The organism is Cytophaga aurantiaca DSM 3654 (genome assembly GCF_000379725.1).
Lineage (GTDB): Bacteria > Bacteroidota > Bacteroidia > Cytophagales > Cytophagaceae > Cytophaga > Cytophaga aurantiaca.
This window is the reverse complement of sequence record NZ_KB903664.1, coordinates 25,969-44,131: the sequence shown is the minus strand read 5'-3', so window position 1 is coordinate 44,131 and position 18,163 is coordinate 25,969. Positions and strand designations below refer to the sequence as shown.

The following is an 18,163-nucleotide window of genomic DNA, read 5'->3' as shown; positions in this document are numbered from 1 at the left end:
TTGTAGTCCACAAAACTCCAACCCCATGCTTACCCCTTCAGAATACTCGGCTCTATATGCCTTATTAGATACTTATCTGGCATCAGAAGCATGCAAATCGGCTTTCGCAAAAAGTGATGGCTCAGGTATTGACTATAGCTTAATTACCTTGTGTGTAGACGAAGCAATTTGTGAAGGATTTGATTATTCAAACCCAAACAAAATAAAAGACAAAGTGAATGCATTAAACGGCAAAAACGATTTTAACAAAGCGCTGGTTGCTCTAAAAAATAAATCAAATGCAATCGTGCATTCCATAAAATATTTTGATCTTCCCAAATAACGAATCAAGGCCGGTTACATCTAACTGGCCTTTCTTTTTATTTTTTTCTTTTTTCAATTTTTTGAATCTCCTTAAAGTTGTAATCCATCCCAATACATTGTAAATTATATTAAGGCAAAAGTTTCATTATTTTACACAATCGTATCAAAATACCCATCTTTTGAATCTGTTGAACCTGCTTTAACCGTATATACTTTTTGAATTAACCAGGGAACCATGTTTAGAAAAGCATTCATACCACTTTATGTAATTGTATTTGCTGTATTGATCTATGTGATCTTTATCAGGGATGCAAGCAAACACCCGGATTGGGAGTCCTTCAATGAAAATGTTTTCAAAAAAGCGAAGAGAGAAAATAAACTGGTTGTATTGCATCTGGGCGCAAACTGGTGCCACTGGTGTCACGTGATGGAAGAAAATACCTATGCGAATCCATTGATTATCGAATATCTGGATAAAAATTACATTACTTGTAAAGAAGACCACGATGCACGTCAGGATCTAACAAGTTTATATGCAGAATATGGCTGGCCTGCTACGATTATCTTTGATGCCGATGGTCATGTACTTGCAAAAGAAGCAGGCTTCATCGATACCGATCGTTTTATGACCATGCTTACGCAATTACACAACAATCCTACACCTCTGCCTGATAATAGCTTTCAGGTAGACATCCGTACAACTACAGATACATCCAAGCAACAATCACTGGACCTGCTTAAGAAAAAATTCCTCAACTCCATTGATGTTGAAGAAGGCGGCTTCAACTTTGGACAAAAATACATTGATTTTGAATCTTTTGAATATGCACTGAATCACAGCAGTTCAGATACAACCCTGCGTGAATGGGTTGAGAACAGCGTTGTAAATTCAACCGGCATCTATGATAATACCTGGGGTGGTATATTTCAATACTCCACAAACAACGACTGGAAACACGTGCATTACGAAAAGTTGTTATCTGTACAGGCACGGTACATCAAAACGTATTGCTGGTATTATAAACGTTACAATAATGTTGATGCGCTTAAAAGAGCTGAAGGTACTGCTGCTTATGTAGATCGTTTTTTAGCTGCAGACAATGGCGGTTATTATAATGCCCAGGATGCCGATCTTATTCCAGGGAAAAGTGCTGCAGATTATTTTGCATTAACGGATGCAGACCGTATAAAACAAGGAATACCGGCAGTAGACGAAAATATTTACACAAGTGACAATGCTGAACTTGCAGAAGCTTACATTATTTTATGGGCAACTGATGGAAATAAAATGTATTTAGACAAGGCTATTAAATGTGTGTCGCAGCTCATGCATACGCATAAATATAACAATGCCTATATTCATGGTGAAGATCACACCATCACTTCTTTAAAAGATAATCTTGCCATGTTAAAGACCTTGATGCTATTGTATCGTGCAACAGAAAATACTGTGTACAAATCTGAAGCTGCAAAACTCGCACGGGAAATATCAACCACCTTCAATTCCGGTAAGGGATACTTATATAGTTATATTGGCAGTAGTCCGATCAAAGCGACGTACAACGTATCTGAAAATATTGAAGCATGCAGATTATTAAATTACGCATCGTACTTTTTTAAAGAACCCAAGTATAAAAATTTGTCTGCGGAACTATTGAATTTTTTAACCAATCCAATTCTCGTAAAATCCTTATCAACGGAAGCTGGTATACTAAGTGCCGCTGAAGAATTAAGCAAGGAGCCAACAGCAGCTGCTTTGATGCTAAAAAACAGCAATGCATTAAAATCATACTTTACGGCAGCAAGCATTTCATTTCCGCAATTTTATTTTAATAACATGGTATATACCAGTAAAACAATCAGCTCCGACAAAATAGAGTTGTTTGATGCGTACGACAAAAATTTCATTCTACTCTGTACGTCCTCCTATTGTAGTCCACCGCAGTTTTCCATAGATGCATATAAGCAGTTGTTGTATGAACGTCTATTGAGTGATACATTAAAAAAATAACTGAACGGAAAGCTGTTGTTGGTGTTTCCGCCAGCTTTAATTTGTCTTAATCCCTGGATGACAACGCGGACCACCAACAATAGTTAAAATATTTACAATTCATCTGACCACAAAATTGGTCGGATGAATGATCACTATTGAACAGTACCAAAACAGCTGTAATCCGCTATTAACAACCGATGCCTTCGCATAAAGCAAAGGCATCGGTCGTTAATAATATACAAACTTCAATCAAACTTATTTTTCGAAATTAACTATTTCAGCTAAAGTCTTTAAAATCGTATTGTGTTTCCGGACAAACGGATTACTCTGATCCCACACATAACCGGCCAACACCGAACAGATCATACGTTTGTGATCCGGATCGGGATTTGGTGCAAAGAAGATCGCATGCAATGTACCATCATACCAGCCTGTAACAAATGAGCGGAACGTATCGATGCCTTGCATCATGTGTTCAACAAAATCTTTTTGCCAATTTACTTCTTCGCCTTTTAAAAACTTCACAGCCAATTTACCTCCCTTAGAACCGGACTCCATGGCAAACGTTGCACCTGAAGAAAAAATCGGATCAAGAAATTCTGTAGCATTTCCTGTTAATACAAAACCATCGCCATAGAGTTTAGATGCAGAGATGGCATAGCCTTCAATGGTTCGCGGTTCGAATAAAAATTCTGCTCCGTCAAAGCGGTCTGCAATATGACCTTCATTTACAATCATAGCACGCAGCTTCTCTTCAGGTGTTCCCTCATATTGATCAAAATATTCCGGTTCTCCAACAAAGCCCACCGAAGTATTACCGTTAGAAAAAGGAATCACCCAGATCCATACTTTTGGTCTATGTACGATAGCCGTAATCCGATTGCCTTCCATTACAGCACCGGGACGTTTCAAATCTTTAATATGTGTAAACAACGTTTTTCTGGATTCAAAACCAGATGGTTTATCCAAACCAAACATACGTGGAATCACTCTGCCATACCCGCTGGCATCAACAATAAAGCGGGCTTCTATCTCTTTTTTATTTCCGTGAACATCTTCAACTGTTGTTACAGAATCTGTTCCGGAAAATTTAATATCGGTTACACCACATTCAAACTCAACATCCACGCCTTGACGTGCAACTTCATCTGCAAGTGTTTTATCAAAATTACCTCGGGGTACCTGCCATGTCCATTTCCAGCCTTCAGAAAACTGATCTGAAAAATTAAAATCTGCGATCTCTTTGCCACGAACAAACTTAGCACCAAATTTTTCCTGAAAACCTTGCGCCTTGACAGCATCTAAAAAACCTGCTTCCTCCAGATGTTCCATACATCTAGGCAATAAACTTTCACCTATTACAAATCTCGGGAATTTTTGTTTCTCTACAATTTTTACGTTGAATCCTTCCTTGTTAATCATTGCAGCTGCAACTGTACCCGCCGGACCAGCACCAATTACCAAGACATCTACTTTTTCCCGCGTCATTATTTATAAAAAAATCAATTTTAAGCTACGGTTTTTTCTGCTTGAGAATTTACCAGTTTACCATCACGCATGATTGGTAAAACATTGTATACATCTTTTGTTAAGCAAAACTCGATATCCTTAATAATGCCTAAGCCTTGTAATCTGCGCACGTGCGACGAGTTCAATAAAAAACCCATCATATCATTTTTAGCAGAGTAATATAAATTCAATGCAGTCAATACAGAATCTTCATCGTGAGAAAAATCGCCTTTTAATGCATCTACTACCGCACCTGCAAAAAGCGTATCCTCCAGATTCATTTTTCCTTTCCAGCCCGCACAGTGCATCAATACATCGTTTGGCTGATTACGCAAATACTCAACAACTGCAGAGAAATTTAAAAATGATCCAATCACTATTTCTTTTGCACCGTTCGACTTAACAATTGCTTGCGTGCCATTCGTTGTTGTTACTACAATTTTTTTTCCTTTTAACGTAGGATCCTGATAGCTAAAAGGTGAATTACCCAGATCAAAACCATCTACTTTTTTACCATCGCGTTCGGCAGCTGTTAAATAACCTTGTTCTCCCAGTGCTTTACATTCATCCAGACTTGCCACTGCAGTAATGCTTTCCATACCATTTGCAATCGCAGTAGTCATGCAGGATGTAGCACGTAATATATCAATAACAACAACAACTTTTCCTTCTGTCTTATGCAAATGCACCATTTCCGGTGATAAACAAACGTCAATTCTCTTCATTATTAGTTACTAGTTTCAAGTTGCTAGTTTCCAGACAAATTCTTAGAAACTTTTATTCTGTATCTTATTTATTTAACTATTCTTATATCAGTTCTAAGAACCAAGCCACTTCACAAAGTCTAGTAACTGGAACCTAGTCACTAGTGTCTATTTTTTCACAAACGGAAACTTAACAACTTTCGCTTTGATCAATTTTCCTCTGATATGTACAAATATTTCTGAACCGGCCGCGCTGTATGCTTTTTCAACATAACCCATACCGATCCCTATTCCTAAGCAAGGAGATTGCGTACCTGACGTTACTTCACCAATCTTTTCACCGGCTGCATTCATTAGTTCATAATGACCACGCGGAATACCACGCTCCACCATTTCGAATCCAACCAGTTGTCGCGTTACACCCGTAGCTTTTTGTACCTGCAGAATATCTGAAGCAGTAAATTTTTTGGTAAATTTTGTAACCCAACCCAAACCGGCTTCCAACGGACTTGTTGTATCTGTAATGTCATTGCCATACAAACAATAGCCCATCTCCAAACGAAGTGTATCTCTTGCACCAAGCCCCACAGGCTTCATACCAACTAGTTCGCCGGCTTTCATTAATTTATTCCAGACATCTTTCGCAATGGCATTCGGAATATATATTTCAAATCCACCTGCACCTGTATAACCCGTTGCAGAGACAAATACATTTTTATATCCGGCAAAATCCATGTGTGCACAGGTATAATATTCCATATCCTTAACGGGATAGGATGTTAATTGTGCAAGCACTTCATGTGCTCTTGGACCTTGTACGGCAAACAAACAGGTATCTTCTGAAATATCCTGAAAATCGACACCTTCAGCAGGCAGATGTTTTAAAAACCATGCTTTATCTTTTTCAATATTTGAAGCATTTACAACAATGTAATATTCGTTGTCGCCTGTATGATATACCAATAAATCGTCAATGATTCCACCTTCCGGATTTGTTAAAGCTGTGTATTGAACTTTACCGATCGGCAATACAGAAGCATCGTTGGTTGTGATCTGCTGAATAACGTCCAATGCTTTTGGACCTTTCAAAATAAATTCGCCCATGTGCGATACATCAAACATCCCTGCGGCATTACGCACCGTCATATGTTCTTCAATATCGGAAGAATAACGGACAGGCATCATATAGCCTGCAAATGGAACCATCTTCGCGCCTAATGCAGCATGTATTTCTTCTAATGGAACGTGTTTAATTTCTTCGGTAACTTCACTCATGATAATCAATACTATTTTTATAATTTACCTTACTGCTTCTATCTCGCTGTGGTTGTGTCTTTTCAACCAACTACTTGCTGCCATGTGGCTGGTCGAAAAGACACAACCACGGCAAACTATTTTTTAAAACAGATCCAGTTGTTTGGGTTTGAAATGAAATGTTGTTCGATGATACGGTGTTAAACCAATCGTCTCCATGGCATGTCTATGTTTTTCTGTAGCATAGCCGGCATTCACATCCCAGCCATATTCGGGGTGAAGCGTAGACAGCCTTTCCATCAAGGCATCGCGATGCGTCTTCGCTAAAATGGATGCTGCAGCAATAGACAAATATTTACCATCACCCTGTACAAAGCATTGGTGCTCTATTCCGGGATACGGTTTAAATCTATTACCATCTATCAACAATAAATCAGGTTGGAGTTTTTTCAAGCCTTTTACCGCTTTGTGCATCGCCTTCATGGTTGCATTCAAAATATTGATCTGGTCAATAACTGTATGTGATACTTCTGCAACGTAATAATCGAGCGCATCCCGAATGATATCATGACGAAGAAGTTCACGCTGTTTGGACGTTAACTTCTTTGAATCATTCAACAACGAATGTTTGTAATCCGGGGGTAAAATTACAGCAGCGGCCACAACGGGACCAGCCATACAGCCTCTGCCCGCCTCGTCTATTCCGGCTTCAATTTTCCCTAATGAATGATGTGATAAAAGCGACATATTCAACAAAGATAAGAAGGTATTTGGTTAAAGCCTACGTAGATGGAATGAGCAAAGGCACTATGTGCAAAAAAATCAATCTGCCTGCTGCCATTTGGTACGAATAGTAGAATTTTTAATGTTTTATTGTCTTTTTCAACTGCTCTTTTGTTCGTAATTTGCAGTATAAATCCCTAGTATGTCGACCGAATTTGAAAATCCCTGGAAAACACTCCGCTCCCGCGAAATCTATGATAATCCATGGATCTCTGTGCGCGAAGAAGATGTGTTGAAACCCAATGGTACTCCGGGTATTTATGGAGTAGTTTCTTTTAAAAACCGTGCAATCGGCGTTGTTCCTATTGATTCAGACGGATATACCTATTTGGTTGGTCAATTCAGATATACCTTGAATGAGTATACCTGGGAAATTCCGGAAGGCGGCGGTCCTATGAATGAAACGCCTCTGGAAACAGCCAAGCGTGAATTAGAAGAAGAAACCGGCTTAAAAGCAGCTACTTGGCAAGACTTAGGCCGTATTCACACATCCAATTCTGTTACAGATGAAGAAGGCTTTCTTTTTCTAGCAACCGATCTGACTCCAGGCCCAAGCAACCCCGAAGATACTGAACAATTAATTATAAAAAGAGTATCTTTGAAAGATGCTGTGGCAATGGTAATGAGCGGCGAGATAACAGACAGTTTGAGCATGGCCGGTTTATTGAAAGCATCGATTTTAGTTTCTAGTCACTAGGCACTAGCTTCTAGATCAAAAAATCATAACTGGTAATTCACCATAACGATAATTAACAACGGCAGATAGGTGTTGTAGCGATTTTCTAGGAACTAGCAACTCGCACCTGGAAACTAAAATAAAATGAATAAACTAATTGAAAAAATATACATGGTCTGGGTGTGGACCAGTTTTGTTGTTGTATTTGCCTGTTTGTATATTCCTTTTTGCATATCTGTTCAGCGCGAATCATGGAAAAAATACGGACACTTTCTGAATAAGATCTGGGCACATACTGTTTTTCTTTTCTGTTTTCTGCCAACTAAAGTTGAATGGAGATTTAAAGTAAATAAGAAAAAACAGTATATCTACTGTGCCAACCATACATCATACCTTGATATTCCAACGATGTGCTACGCATTGCCGGGCTATAATGTATTCATAGGAAAATCTTCTTTAGGAAGAGTACCACTATTCGGCTACATGTTCCGCAATTTGTATGTATCGGTAGACAGAAAAAGTTCTAAAAGTAAATACGAAACAGTTGTACAATCCATGCAGAAAATTGATCTGGGTTACAACCTTGCAATTTTCCCTGAAGGTACCATTTCTAAAAATCATGCTCCCGTATTAATGGAGTTTAAAGACGGAGCATTCAGAATAGCAATTGAAAAACAAGTTGCCATTGTACCGATGACGATTCTAAATAACTGGCTGATCCTTCCGGACGATGGAAAATACGTTCCTCGCAGAAGACTGATGAAAACAGTTATTCATGAACCAATCGAAACAACCGGCTTAACCATGGATGATGTGGATCTGCTGAAAGAAAAAACCAAGCAAGTAATTGCTGCTGAATTAAAAAAACATTTTCCGGAGATATATAACGAAAAAGTAAAAGTATGAATTTAGATGCTAAAACAATTGGTAAGATTGCGCACCTGGCGCGTCTTGAATTTGATGATAAGTCGTTAGAGAATTTCTCTACAGACTTCAATAAAATTCTTTCCTGGATCGATAAGTTGAATGAAGTGGATACAGACAATGTAAAACCATTGGTTCACATGAGTGCAGAATTAAATGTGCTACGCGAAGACATTGACAAAGTAACCATCAGTCACGAAGAAGCATTGCGCAATGCTCCTAAGAAAGATTCGGATTATTTCAGAGTACCAAAATTCCTTTCGTAGTTGCCAGGTACTAGTAACTAGTTACTAGACTAGAAAACAACATACAATACTATAATTAATATATTAGTTGCTAGTTTTCTTTGTCTGGAAACTGGCAACTAGAAACTAGTAACTATCTATGAATGATTTATTCTTTTGGCTACAGTGGAAAAGCTCTTATAAAGCATTCTACGTAGCCCTTTTAATTTTATTTTTTGCGAGCATCGCTGCGGTTGGTATCGCCTATGCATATGGTGATCTATATACGATTGGATGGGACAGTACTGGCGAATGGAAATCACTTGCCTTAAGTCTGGATACATTTACGATTAATCAATTTGAGATTCCTCAGGAAAGCGAGCAATTTTTATTGCTCAAACGTTACACATCAAACGATGTAAGCATTCATCCATGGATCTCGTATACTTTTTTGGCTGTCGTTCTTATTGCATTTGTATGCTTCTTAATGGTGATAAGCTACCTCGATCTTTGGATGTACATCCTTGGCATGGCGCTGTTCTTATTTTTTATCGTAAGTATGAATACCGAACTGCTGGGAATCTTTGGGCTATATAACCGCCTTCCAACAGTTGCAATCATTCTGATCTATGGTGGCTTAACCTATTACTTCAATGCCTTCGGAAAAAACATTGGTTTATTTACAAGACTGCTTGCACTTACAGCAGCCACGATCCTTATCGTAAGCAGCATGTACTTCTTCAGTACAGTGAATGCTCCTCTATTGTATGTATCACATTATGCCATCACCATTCCGATCATTGTATGTATTCTGTTTATGTTTATCGTAGGATATGACATTTTGCAATTTGTTGTTGTATTGACCTCGTATGGAAAATCTGATTTTAAGCCAAAGGGAAATTCCATCTGGAGCTTTATCGCCATCGGTTCTCTTTACATTGCAAACTTATACTGCGTGTATTACAAACCCGCATTTATAAAAGACATGGGCTTGTTATTGGTACAGCCTTTAGTGGTCTTAATCATATCCGGCATCCTTGGAATCTGGATGTTCGAAATGAAACAGAGTGTTAAAGATTCTATTCCTTTTAAACCCCTTGGTGCGATACTCTATTTGGTGTTAGGCATTATTACCTTCACCACCATCGCCTTCGGATATGCAACTGCCAACGATGCGTTGATCACTACGCTGGAATACTGTGCGCTCTATATACAGATCGGTATGGGCCTGGCTATTTTTGTTTACGTAATTTCAAATTTCTGGACCAAATACAAAAAGCAGGAAGAGGTTTACAAACAGTTTTACGTTACATATCAGGTTCCTTTCTTTGTTGCAAGAAGTTTGGGCTGGGCAATCATCATGTATTTTGTATTCGCTACAAACCGTTTTGTTTTCAGCAGCAGTAAAGCAGCGTATTACAATAACATTGCAGACGTGTATCTGTATACCGAACAGGATGAACTGGCTGAATCGTTTTACAAAGAAGCGTGGTCGCATGAATTTCAGAATCAACGTTCGAGTTATTCATTAAGTAAATTTTACGAACAACGCGACAATAAAATTCAAGCCTTTCAATATTACGAAAGCAGTCTGACGAAAAATCCTACGCCTTATGCTTATGCCAATATCAGTGCATTTTATTTAGACAACAATCAATTGTTCCCTGCTATGTTTATGCTGCAGGATGGATTGAAAGTATATCCAAATGATCCGCATTTGTTAAATAACCTTGGATACCTCTATACGAAATTCGCAACATCCGATTCTGCTGTTTATTTCTTTAACAAAGCTGCTACGCATACCGAAGATGATCTTCCATCATCAAACTTATTGGTATACTTCGGTTCAAGAGGAAAATTTGAGGAATGCGCTACGATTTTAAAAAATGAAAAACCAACTGCTTCAGATACCTATTTAGGAAATAAAATTGCCATCGCAACCCTGCAGGGAAAATCCGCATCTGCAGCATTGCCTGAACACTTTATCTCCGATACCTTACTCACAGCAGACGCCTTCACGTATCTGTACAACTATACATTCAATAAACTTTCTGTAACAGATACCGTTTTGGATGCAATGTTGCAGCGCTTCAGTACATATCCAAGCAACGAGCATTACAGAGGCGACTTGCTGTATGCAAAAGCAACACATCTTTATTTCTCTAAAACCAACGTTGGACAAGCTCTTGAATTGCTGCAACAGATCATTGATGAAGAACATGCACCGCTTTATATCATTACACTTGCCAACTGGCAATTAAAATCAGGTTTGTACGAACAAGCATACACAACATACAGCTTGCTTATATCTCATCCGGATCAGCGTCTGGTTGCATATAAATGTCTGGCTGCTGCCGAATACGGTAATGCGAAAGATGTAACACCGTTTATCGAAGCACTCACAAAAAGTTTACGTCCGGAAATTGCAGAGATGGCTAAAACACTTCAGGCATCAATGCAGCAGCCATCTGTGGCAAACTACACTTCGCTAAGCGATCAGCAAAAAGTTCAATGTCTGCATTATCACACATTAAGTACAGGAGAGTTTTCATCTTTTAAAAACAATATTCAGGATCCGATTCAATCTGTATTATTAGATATCGAACGCATCAAACAATTAAATAATCAGCACCAATACGAAGCAGCGATGGTTGTATGGAATGCGATGAAAAAAAGTAATGATGTTTCGGAAGAAATAATTGCTCAGGCAAATTTAGAAAAACTAAAGATCATCAATGGTTTGAAACAATGGGATGTCTTAGCTACTGAATTAAAATCAACAGTCTTGCTTGCTCAGGATCTGGGCTACATCGATTACTTTACCGCACGCAGTTTAGAGTTTGGGAAAGACAGCGCACAAGCATTAAGTTATTACCAAAAAGCCATCAATAGCGTGGGCTATGATGTGAACGTTCAAATTGATTATTCAAATTACATCGCACGTACTACCGGTGAATTTGAAGCAGCTGAAAAACTTGTTGCAGCCAAGCGTTTCATTTCCTATTCCAAACCTTTAAGCTTAGCGTATATAGATGCTTGTCTTCGTCTGGGTTTATTTAAATCTGCAGAAGTTGAGTTAAATGAAATTCAATCAAAACTTAGTGACTCAGAAATCGCTGCGATCAAAAGCAGATTCTTCGCGACTCCGGTTGAATAGTTACTAGTCGTACTTTTACATTCACAACAACTCAACCACATTTCTATCAATATGAAAATATATACAAAAGGTGGCGATAAAGGTAAAACGTCTTTGCTTGGCGGAACACGCGTTGCGAAATATCACGAGCGTATTGAAGCATACGGCAGTACCGATGAATTAAATAGTTGTATAGGTTTGTTGATTGAAGAGCTTCCAGAAAATTCAGATCAAAAAGAATTATTAAAAACGGTTCAATATAAAATTTTTGAACTGGGTGCTTCCTTAGCAACCGAACAGGATAAGCAGCAACTGTATGCGCCAGACTTGAAAGAGGCTCACATACAACAGCTGGAACAAGCGATCGATGCGATGCAGGCGGTCTTACCTGAACAAAAATACTTTGTATTACCTGGAGGTCATAAATCTGTTGCGATGGCCCATCTCTGCAGAACCGTATGCAGAAGAGCAGAACGTCAGGTTGTTTTATTAAATGAAAACGAAGCTGTTCATCCGATCATCCTTCCCTACTTAAACCGTTTATCCGATTACTTATTTGTGGTATCGCGCAAACTGGCCAAAGACTTTGGTGTAGAGGAAGTGTACTGGATACCGGAGAAGTAAGTGGTCAGTAATAAAAAGGGTTCAAACATAATGACATGTTTGAACCCTTTTTATTTTAAGCTCTTCGCATTAAGCTTTTTTAATTGCTTCCTAACACCTGCAGCCAGCTCTTATAGATCTTTCCGTCGCAGCCACTTTGGAACATAATGTAATACATGCCATCTGAATCTTTTTTCGCATCCCAATCATTTTTATAATCTTCGGATTTGAATACCAGATTTCCCCAACGATTGTATATTTCAACACGTGACCCGGAACAGATATTTTTAATTTCAAATGTATCATTTGATTGATCTCCATTCGGCGTAATCAGATTCGGAATAAACGGTTCCGGTATTTTTACTATAATCAAAACTGAATCTCTTGCTATACAGCCAATAGAATCAACCCCTTGAACGTAATACCACATACTCTCAACCGGTCTTGCGTGCGGATTCTTTGCATTCGGATTATCCAGATAGGTTGAAGGAGTCCAGGTGTAATCTGTGCAGCAGGCTTTCAAGGTAACTTCTTTTCCAAGCAGAATCGTTGTGTCATTCATAGCCTGAATTTTATAACCCGTATGAGAAGATACCTTTACAGCATCTGTTGTTGCACATCCTGTATTATTATCTGTAATTGTACGTGTATACACAATCGACGTGTCTGTTAACGACACTGTAGGATTTGAAATCGTTGGATCAGAAAGTCCAAATGTTGGTATCCAGCTATAATCATAATCTGATATAGGTGTAATATCAAACTTAATCTGATTTATTGGGGAACATACATATACATCCGGATATGCATCTACTACAGGCGGATTGAAAACATTGATGTATGTAATAACGGAATCCTTCCCGCAATTATCTGTCACAACTAATTTGGCAGGCCAGTGGCCGGATTGCGAATATCGAACAGTTATAGGAAAGACATCTCCCGTTGAATATCGTGGTGTTGCAGCCGGTCCAAAATCCCATGAAGGGACAACTACATCTCCAGTATATCCAACAATGAATGTAACCGATTCATTTAAGCAGATAATTGAATCGGATGGCATAACATTCGCAGCCGGACTAGGTATGTTACCAACCAGACAACATCTCGTTTTAATGCGGATCGTATCTTTACTTTGACACCCATATCCATCTGTACCTATTACTACATAGTATCTGTCAGATGGTGGTGTGGCAGTAGGATTGGGACATGTGCTGCATGACAAGTTCGTTGGGTTAAGCCATTGATATGTTAAAGCACCAGATACCCGAAGATTTGCCCACGTAGTTTTACAGATCGTTGTATCACTCGAAACGATAAGTTGCGGATTGGGTTTAACAGAAATAATCAGCGTATCAATATCGCTGCAATTTGCATTCGAAACCTCAAGTATTATTTTATAATCTCCTTCTGTTGAAAATGTATGAGTAAGTGTAGCGTTCTGTCCAATTAATGCATCGTTGAGATACCACTTATAGGACGTTGCACCCGTTGATGTACTGGTGAACGTTATCGCAGTACCTTTACAGATTGTTGTATCACTTGCATAGAAATCTGCATTTATTGTACAAGTTGATTCAACGCAAAAAGGCTTGTTGGTTATGCTAACAGCTGTGCTGGATGAAACAGGTGTTCCACTACCGGGCGCATTTTGGCTTACGGGAGTAACTGTAACCAATGATACGGTTGGTGGATATTTTTGAAACACAATATCTTCACTTGAACAGTTTGTACTTCCATTGCAATCTGTTTTAATCAAATACATATCTGCATTTCCTGCTCCAAATGATGTTGTTGTTGCCACGAATGCATAACCATTATCAGCTGTATTTACTATAGTACCAAAGGATGACAGATACTCATCCCCTGTACCTCCATTTATTTTACTCCATAACAAATTTCCATTAGTATCAAACTTATTAAAGTATACATCTCTCAAACCTGCGCCATAACTGTCAGTAGTTCCAACTACAAGATAATTACCGTCTGCACCTTCAGCCAACAGGTTGACATCGTCACCGCCATTCCCACCAAATACTTGCGTCCAGAGTAAATTGCCTGACGCATCTAACTTTGTAACCATTGCATCCGGAGTTGAGTTTCGATATCGAGATTGACCTCCAATTAAATATCCTCCATCTGAAGTTACAATGAGCTTTCTAGGACCATCATCCTCAAGCGAACCGTAATATTTAGACCAAATAATAGTGCCGGATGCATCAAATTTAGTTATCAAATAATCATAATTCGTATTGTTAACGCGTTGACTTGCAGAACCTGTTATATAGCCACCATCAGCCGTTTGAAAACATGTGAATGAATAATCATTCCCTTGTTTCCCAAACGCTTTACTCCATTGAAGCCCCCCATTTGCATCAATTTTAATTATATAAGAATCAAGAGCAGATATCCCTGAAGCCCAAGATTCTGCTCGGCCAGTAATTATATAACCACCGTCAGAAGTATTCTGTATTGAAAAAGCATATTCATTATTAGCAGCACCATATGTTTTGCTCCAGATTATATTTCCGTCAAAATCAACTTTTGCCACATATGCATCAAGAAACCCATTTGCAGCTACGGTTGTACCACAAAGCATCATATTTCCATCTGTGGATTTTACACTATTATAAATATATTCAGTTGCAGTAGTTCCAATCGATTTTGTCCAAGTAACATCCCAAGAAGCATTCAATTTTGAAATTGAAAAATTAGCAGATGTTGTATTTGCATTGTTCATTCCAATCAAATAATTTTCTCCGGTATTCGATTGTATAAGATTATTTCCAAACTCATTTCCAGAAGTTCCATATGCCCGTTCAAACATTATTGAAGAAACACCGGAACAATTTGTACTTGCAAACCCATCAATGCTCACAACAGCACTGCCGCTAAACGTACCTGTACAATTTGCTGAACTTACAGCTGTCAAGGTATACGTAGAGGTTGTGGTCGGAGTAACTGAAAAATAATATGGATTGATTGTGATGTTATTTTTCGTAATAGAAGTCGTTCCATCTGTATATGTAATGGAATAAGGCCCTGCCAAATTTGAAAAATCAACTTTCAACAATGCATTCCCGCCGGGAGGAATAGATGCTGTACCTGAAAGTATTGCTGTCAATGCATTTACAGTAATATAGTTCGTCTTTGTTTCTACACTATTACCAAAAGTGTTCGTAACAGTTAATGTAGCTGTATATACACCTGCAGTATTGTATACCACCGTTGGATTTTGAGCTGAACTTGTTGCAGGAGTACCACCCGGAAAAGACCAACTCCAGGTTACACCTGAATTAGAACCCAATGCACTCATGTCAGTATACGTAACTGTTTGACCCGGACACACCAGTTGCTTATCCGATTTGAATGCAGCTGTTGGTGTCTTCTGCAAACACAACATTGTTTTGTACGCATTAATTCTTCCTGCACCCAATGTGCCTATGAAACTCGGATTGAGATTATCGATATTGTCTGCATTATTTTTTAAACATTTTTCCAATTCATCCGGAGTAAGCAACGGATTGTATGAAAGCATTAACGCACACAAGCCAGAAACCAAGGGGCACGCCATGGAAGTACCGCTCAACATGCCATAAGAATTATCGCTTCCGGCCAAAGTACTGTAAATGTCAACTCCCGGAGCACTTACATCAACTGTACTGCCATAATTCGAAAAAGAAGCTCTTGCATCGTTTTGATCCGTAGCTGCTACACTGATCACGTGATTGTATGAAGCAGGATACATAGGCACATCTGTATTGCTGTTACCGGCAGCGGCCACACATACGATACCTGCATCATACGCTACATCAAACAACAATTGATACGTAGCCGAATACGAATATCCTCCCCAGGACATACTAATAACATCCGCATGTGTTTGAATCGCATATGCCAGTCCGCTGTAGGCATAAGGTAAGGAACCTCCAAGATCAGAACTCTGCTTACATTTTACAGCCATGATTTTATTGCTGTAGCTGATTGAAGCAATCCCTTTTCCGTTATTACTTACTCCAGCTGCAATACCGCTGCAATGCGTACCATGTGTAAACTCCGAGTTTGTTGCGGAAGCCGGAACCATCGGATCGTTATCGCTATCGGCAACATCATAGCCGTGCACATCATCTATGTATCCGTTGCCATCATCATCTATTCCATTACCCGCAATTTCTAACGGATTATTCCAGATATTTGCCGCTAAGTCTTCATGCGTTAACCGGCATGCATCATCAACAATAGCAATAACTTTTCCGCCACCTGTAGATAAATCCCATGCACCCGAAGCATTAATTTTGGGAAGATTCCATTGTTGCGGATTTAAATCATTCGGCGTGAAAAAAATCTCATAGACCGGAATTATTTCCGTATACTCAACAAAAGACAATCTACGCAATGCACTCATGATTGCCTCGCGTTGAGTAGCTATAGGAAACGATACGGTATATACACGCTTTAACCGTGCATCCGTTTTTTGTGTAGTTTGAAATGCCGGACTTATCAAACTGATTTTATATGTTTGAATGATTTTTTTCAGTTCCGGATTGAGTGCGATTTCCTTAAGTGCAATTTCCTTATTGGTATTCGAATATAAAATACGTTCATTGCTCGCATCTTTTATTTTTACAAAAATGGTATTGGGTTCAAATTTTGTCTCGGAAAAAGATGATTGTCCGAATGAAAGATGTGTTATAAAAAACAACATCACCCACATTGGAATTAGAATTAAACGCATTGATTATCAATTATTAAAATGTAAAATAGCTGAAGAATGTAAAACTACAGGAAAGAGTATTTCTGCAAACAAATTTACCAAGAATTAACTCAAAACCAATGTACCTTATCATCACTACAAATAGGTATTTTAAAAGGTATTCTATCCAATGAACATAACAGCGAACTCCAATCTTTTCCTTATCTTTATCATTATATTCAGATTAACCAATCCATGACCAACGACCAACTAAAGAATTTAAAAGCAGACATTCTCGCTTTAAGAGGATATCTTGGCTATGATTCTAAAATGGAGGAAATAAAAGCAGAGCAGGAATTATCGCTAGCGCCTACATTTTGGGATGATTCAAAAGAAGCTGAAAAAATTCTTAGAAGTATAAAAAATAAAAAAGTATGGACCGATCCATACGATGCACTCGTTACCAAACTTGGCGACCTTGAAGCATTAAATGAATTTTATCAGGCCGGCGACATCGATGACAAAGAGATGGACGCGGAATTTGCAATTGTTGCAAAAGTTCTGGAAGAGCTTGAATTCAAAAAAATGCTGAGTGCAGAAGAAGATCAGTTAAGTGCCGTACTTGAGATCAACCCTGGTGCGGGCGGAACAGAAAGCAATGACTGGGCAGATATGCTGATGCGAATGTACATCATGTGGGGCGAAAAGAACGGATACACCGTACGTGAAATTGTAAATCAGCCGGGTGAAGTTGCAGGTATTAAATTTGCGTCTCTTGGTATTGAAGGACAATTTGCTTACGGAAATTTAAAATCTGAAATCGGTGTTCACCGCTTGGTGCGGGACTCTCCGTTCAATGCCGATGGTAAAAGACAAACATCGTTTGCCTCTGTATATGTGTATCCGGAAGTTGATGAAACGATTAACATCGAGATCAACATGGGCGATATTGAATGGGACACGTATAGAGCTGGTGGTGCTGGTGGACAAAACGTAAACAAGGTTGAAACTGCGGTACGTTTAAAACACAAACCATCCGGATTGATCATCGAATGTCAACAGGAACGTTCTCAAATTATGAATAAGGACAAAGCGTTGAAATTATTAAAGTCGCGTTTGTATCAAATAGAAATAGATAAACGCAACGAAGCAAAAGCTGCCGTTGAAGGAACAAAAAAGAAAATCGATTTCGGTTCTCAGATCCGTAACTATGTTTTGTTCCCATATAAATTAATCAAAGACGTGCGCACGGGTGTTGAACGTACCGATGTAGATAACGTACTTGCAGGGGATTTGAATGAGTATATCAAAGCATATTTGTTGATGAAATAAAATATTGATCATTGAGATAAAATAAAAAATCC

The 18,163-nt window shown here is 38.7% G+C and carries 13 protein-coding genes; 8 read left to right on the top strand and 5 right to left on the bottom strand.

The genetic code is table 11. The features are described from left to right. Positions 1-25 precede the first annotated feature (25 nt). Positions 26-322, top strand: coding sequence for a hypothetical protein (locus tag A3EE_RS0117160; protein ID WP_018344673.1), 297 nt, complete (start codon positions 26-28; stop codon positions 320-322). A 216-nt stretch (positions 323-538) separates the two neighbouring features. Beyond that, on the top strand, positions 539-2,314 hold the full coding sequence (locus tag A3EE_RS0117150; protein ID WP_018344672.1) for a DUF255 domain-containing protein: 1,776 nt from the start codon (positions 539-541) through the stop codon (positions 2,312-2,314). Positions 2,315-2,551: 237 nt separating this feature from the next. On the opposite strand, the gene A3EE_RS0117145 is transcribed toward A3EE_RS0117150, so the two are convergent. The 4 genes from A3EE_RS0117145 to A3EE_RS0117130 all read right to left on the bottom strand — a co-directional run bounded on the left by A3EE_RS0117145 (position 2,552) and on the right by A3EE_RS0117130 (position 6,510). Then, entirely contained in the window at positions 2,552-3,784 is a 1,233-nt protein-coding gene (locus tag A3EE_RS0117145) for an NAD(P)/FAD-dependent oxidoreductase (protein WP_018344671.1), read from the bottom strand. Positions 3,785-3,804: 20 nt separating this feature from the next. After that, positions 3,805-4,530, bottom strand: coding sequence for a 2-phosphosulfolactate phosphatase (locus A3EE_RS0117140; protein WP_018344670.1), 726 nt, complete (start codon positions 4,528-4,530; stop codon positions 3,805-3,807). Positions 4,531-4,677: 147 nt separating this feature from the next. Beyond that, positions 4,678-5,784 carry a glycine cleavage system aminomethyltransferase GcvT gene (gene gcvT / locus A3EE_RS0117135; protein WP_018344669.1) on the bottom strand — a complete coding sequence of 369 codons (1,107 nt, stop codon included), beginning with the start codon at positions 5,782-5,784 and terminating at the stop codon, positions 4,678-4,680. Between the two features lie 123 nt (positions 5,785-5,907). Next, positions 5,908-6,510: a ribonuclease HII gene (locus A3EE_RS0117130; RefSeq protein WP_018344668.1), complete on the bottom strand. Its 603-nt coding sequence runs from the start codon at positions 6,508-6,510 to the stop codon at positions 5,908-5,910. A 178-nt stretch (positions 6,511-6,688) separates the two neighbouring features. Here A3EE_RS0117130 and A3EE_RS0117125 point away from each other — a divergent pair, with 178 nt between their 5' ends. From A3EE_RS0117125 to A3EE_RS0117105, 5 genes are all read left to right on the top strand, one after another. Beyond that, positions 6,689-7,243, top strand: a complete 555-nt coding sequence (locus A3EE_RS0117125) for an NUDIX domain-containing protein (RefSeq protein ID WP_018344667.1) — start codon at positions 6,689-6,691, stop codon at positions 7,241-7,243. 123 nt (positions 7,244-7,366) lie between these two features. Continuing rightward, positions 7,367-8,128, top strand: coding sequence for a lysophospholipid acyltransferase family protein (locus tag A3EE_RS0117120; RefSeq protein ID WP_245553858.1), 762 nt, complete (start codon positions 7,367-7,369; stop codon positions 8,126-8,128). Further along, positions 8,125-8,412, top strand: a complete 288-nt coding sequence (gene gatC, locus A3EE_RS0117115; RefSeq protein WP_018344665.1) for an Asp-tRNA(Asn)/Glu-tRNA(Gln) amidotransferase subunit GatC — start codon at positions 8,125-8,127, stop codon at positions 8,410-8,412. The genes A3EE_RS0117120 and gatC overlap by 4 nt, the downstream gene beginning before the upstream one ends. A 118-nt stretch (positions 8,413-8,530) precedes the next feature. Next, positions 8,531-11,527: a tetratricopeptide repeat protein gene (locus tag A3EE_RS0117110; protein ID WP_018344664.1), complete on the top strand. Its 2,997-nt coding sequence runs from the start codon at positions 8,531-8,533 to the stop codon at positions 11,525-11,527. Between the two features lie 51 nt (positions 11,528-11,578). Beyond that, positions 11,579-12,130, top strand: coding sequence for a cob(I)yrinic acid a,c-diamide adenosyltransferase (locus tag A3EE_RS0117105; protein ID WP_018344663.1), 552 nt, complete (start codon positions 11,579-11,581; stop codon positions 12,128-12,130). Positions 12,131-12,209: 79 nt separating this feature from the next. Here the strand turns inward: A3EE_RS0117105 and A3EE_RS21525 are convergent, their stop codons facing one another. Continuing rightward, positions 12,210-16,841 carry a S8 family serine peptidase gene (locus A3EE_RS21525; RefSeq protein ID WP_018344662.1) on the bottom strand — a complete coding sequence of 1,544 codons (4,632 nt, stop codon included), beginning with the start codon at positions 16,839-16,841 and terminating at the stop codon, positions 12,210-12,212. 213 nt (positions 16,842-17,054) lie between these two features. Between A3EE_RS21525 and prfB the strand changes: the two genes are divergently transcribed. Beyond that, a complete protein-coding gene (prfB, locus tag A3EE_RS0117095) occupies positions 17,055-18,131 on the top strand; it encodes a peptide chain release factor 2 (protein WP_018344661.1) in 1,077 nt (358 codons plus the stop codon). The last annotated feature ends 32 nt before the right edge of the window (positions 18,132-18,163 follow it).

Bases quoted from the DNA above. Each gene is read 5' to 3' on its own strand.
- A3EE_RS0117145 (WP_018344671.1), bottom strand. From the start codon at position 3,784: ATGACGCGGGAAAAAGTAGATGTCTTGGTAATTGGTGCTGGTCCGGCG.
- A3EE_RS21525 (WP_018344662.1), bottom strand. From the start codon at position 16,841: ATGCGTTTAATTCTAATTCCAATGTGGGTGATGTTGTTTTTTATAACA.
- A3EE_RS0117120 (WP_245553858.1), top strand. From the start codon at position 7,367: ATGAATAAACTAATTGAAAAAATATACATGGTCTGGGTGTGGACCAGT.
- gcvT (WP_018344669.1), bottom strand. From the start codon at position 5,784: ATGAGTGAAGTTACCGAAGAAATTAAACACGTTCCATTAGAAGAAATA.
- A3EE_RS0117110 (WP_018344664.1), top strand. From the start codon at position 8,531: ATGAATGATTTATTCTTTTGGCTACAGTGGAAAAGCTCTTATAAAGCA.
- A3EE_RS0117125 (WP_018344667.1), top strand. From the start codon at position 6,689: ATGTCGACCGAATTTGAAAATCCCTGGAAAACACTCCGCTCCCGCGAA.
- A3EE_RS0117150 (WP_018344672.1), top strand. From the start codon at position 539: ATGTTTAGAAAAGCATTCATACCACTTTATGTAATTGTATTTGCTGTA.
- gatC (WP_018344665.1), top strand. From the start codon at position 8,125: ATGAATTTAGATGCTAAAACAATTGGTAAGATTGCGCACCTGGCGCGT.
- A3EE_RS0117130 (WP_018344668.1), bottom strand. From the start codon at position 6,510: ATGTCGCTTTTATCACATCATTCATTAGGGAAAATTGAAGCCGGAATA.
- prfB (WP_018344661.1), top strand. From the start codon at position 17,055: ATGACCAACGACCAACTAAAGAATTTAAAAGCAGACATTCTCGCTTTA.
- A3EE_RS0117140 (WP_018344670.1), bottom strand. From the start codon at position 4,530: ATGAAGAGAATTGACGTTTGTTTATCACCGGAAATGGTGCATTTGCAT.
- A3EE_RS0117105 (WP_018344663.1), top strand. From the start codon at position 11,579: ATGAAAATATATACAAAAGGTGGCGATAAAGGTAAAACGTCTTTGCTT.
- A3EE_RS0117160 (WP_018344673.1), top strand. From the start codon at position 26: ATGCTTACCCCTTCAGAATACTCGGCTCTATATGCCTTATTAGATACT.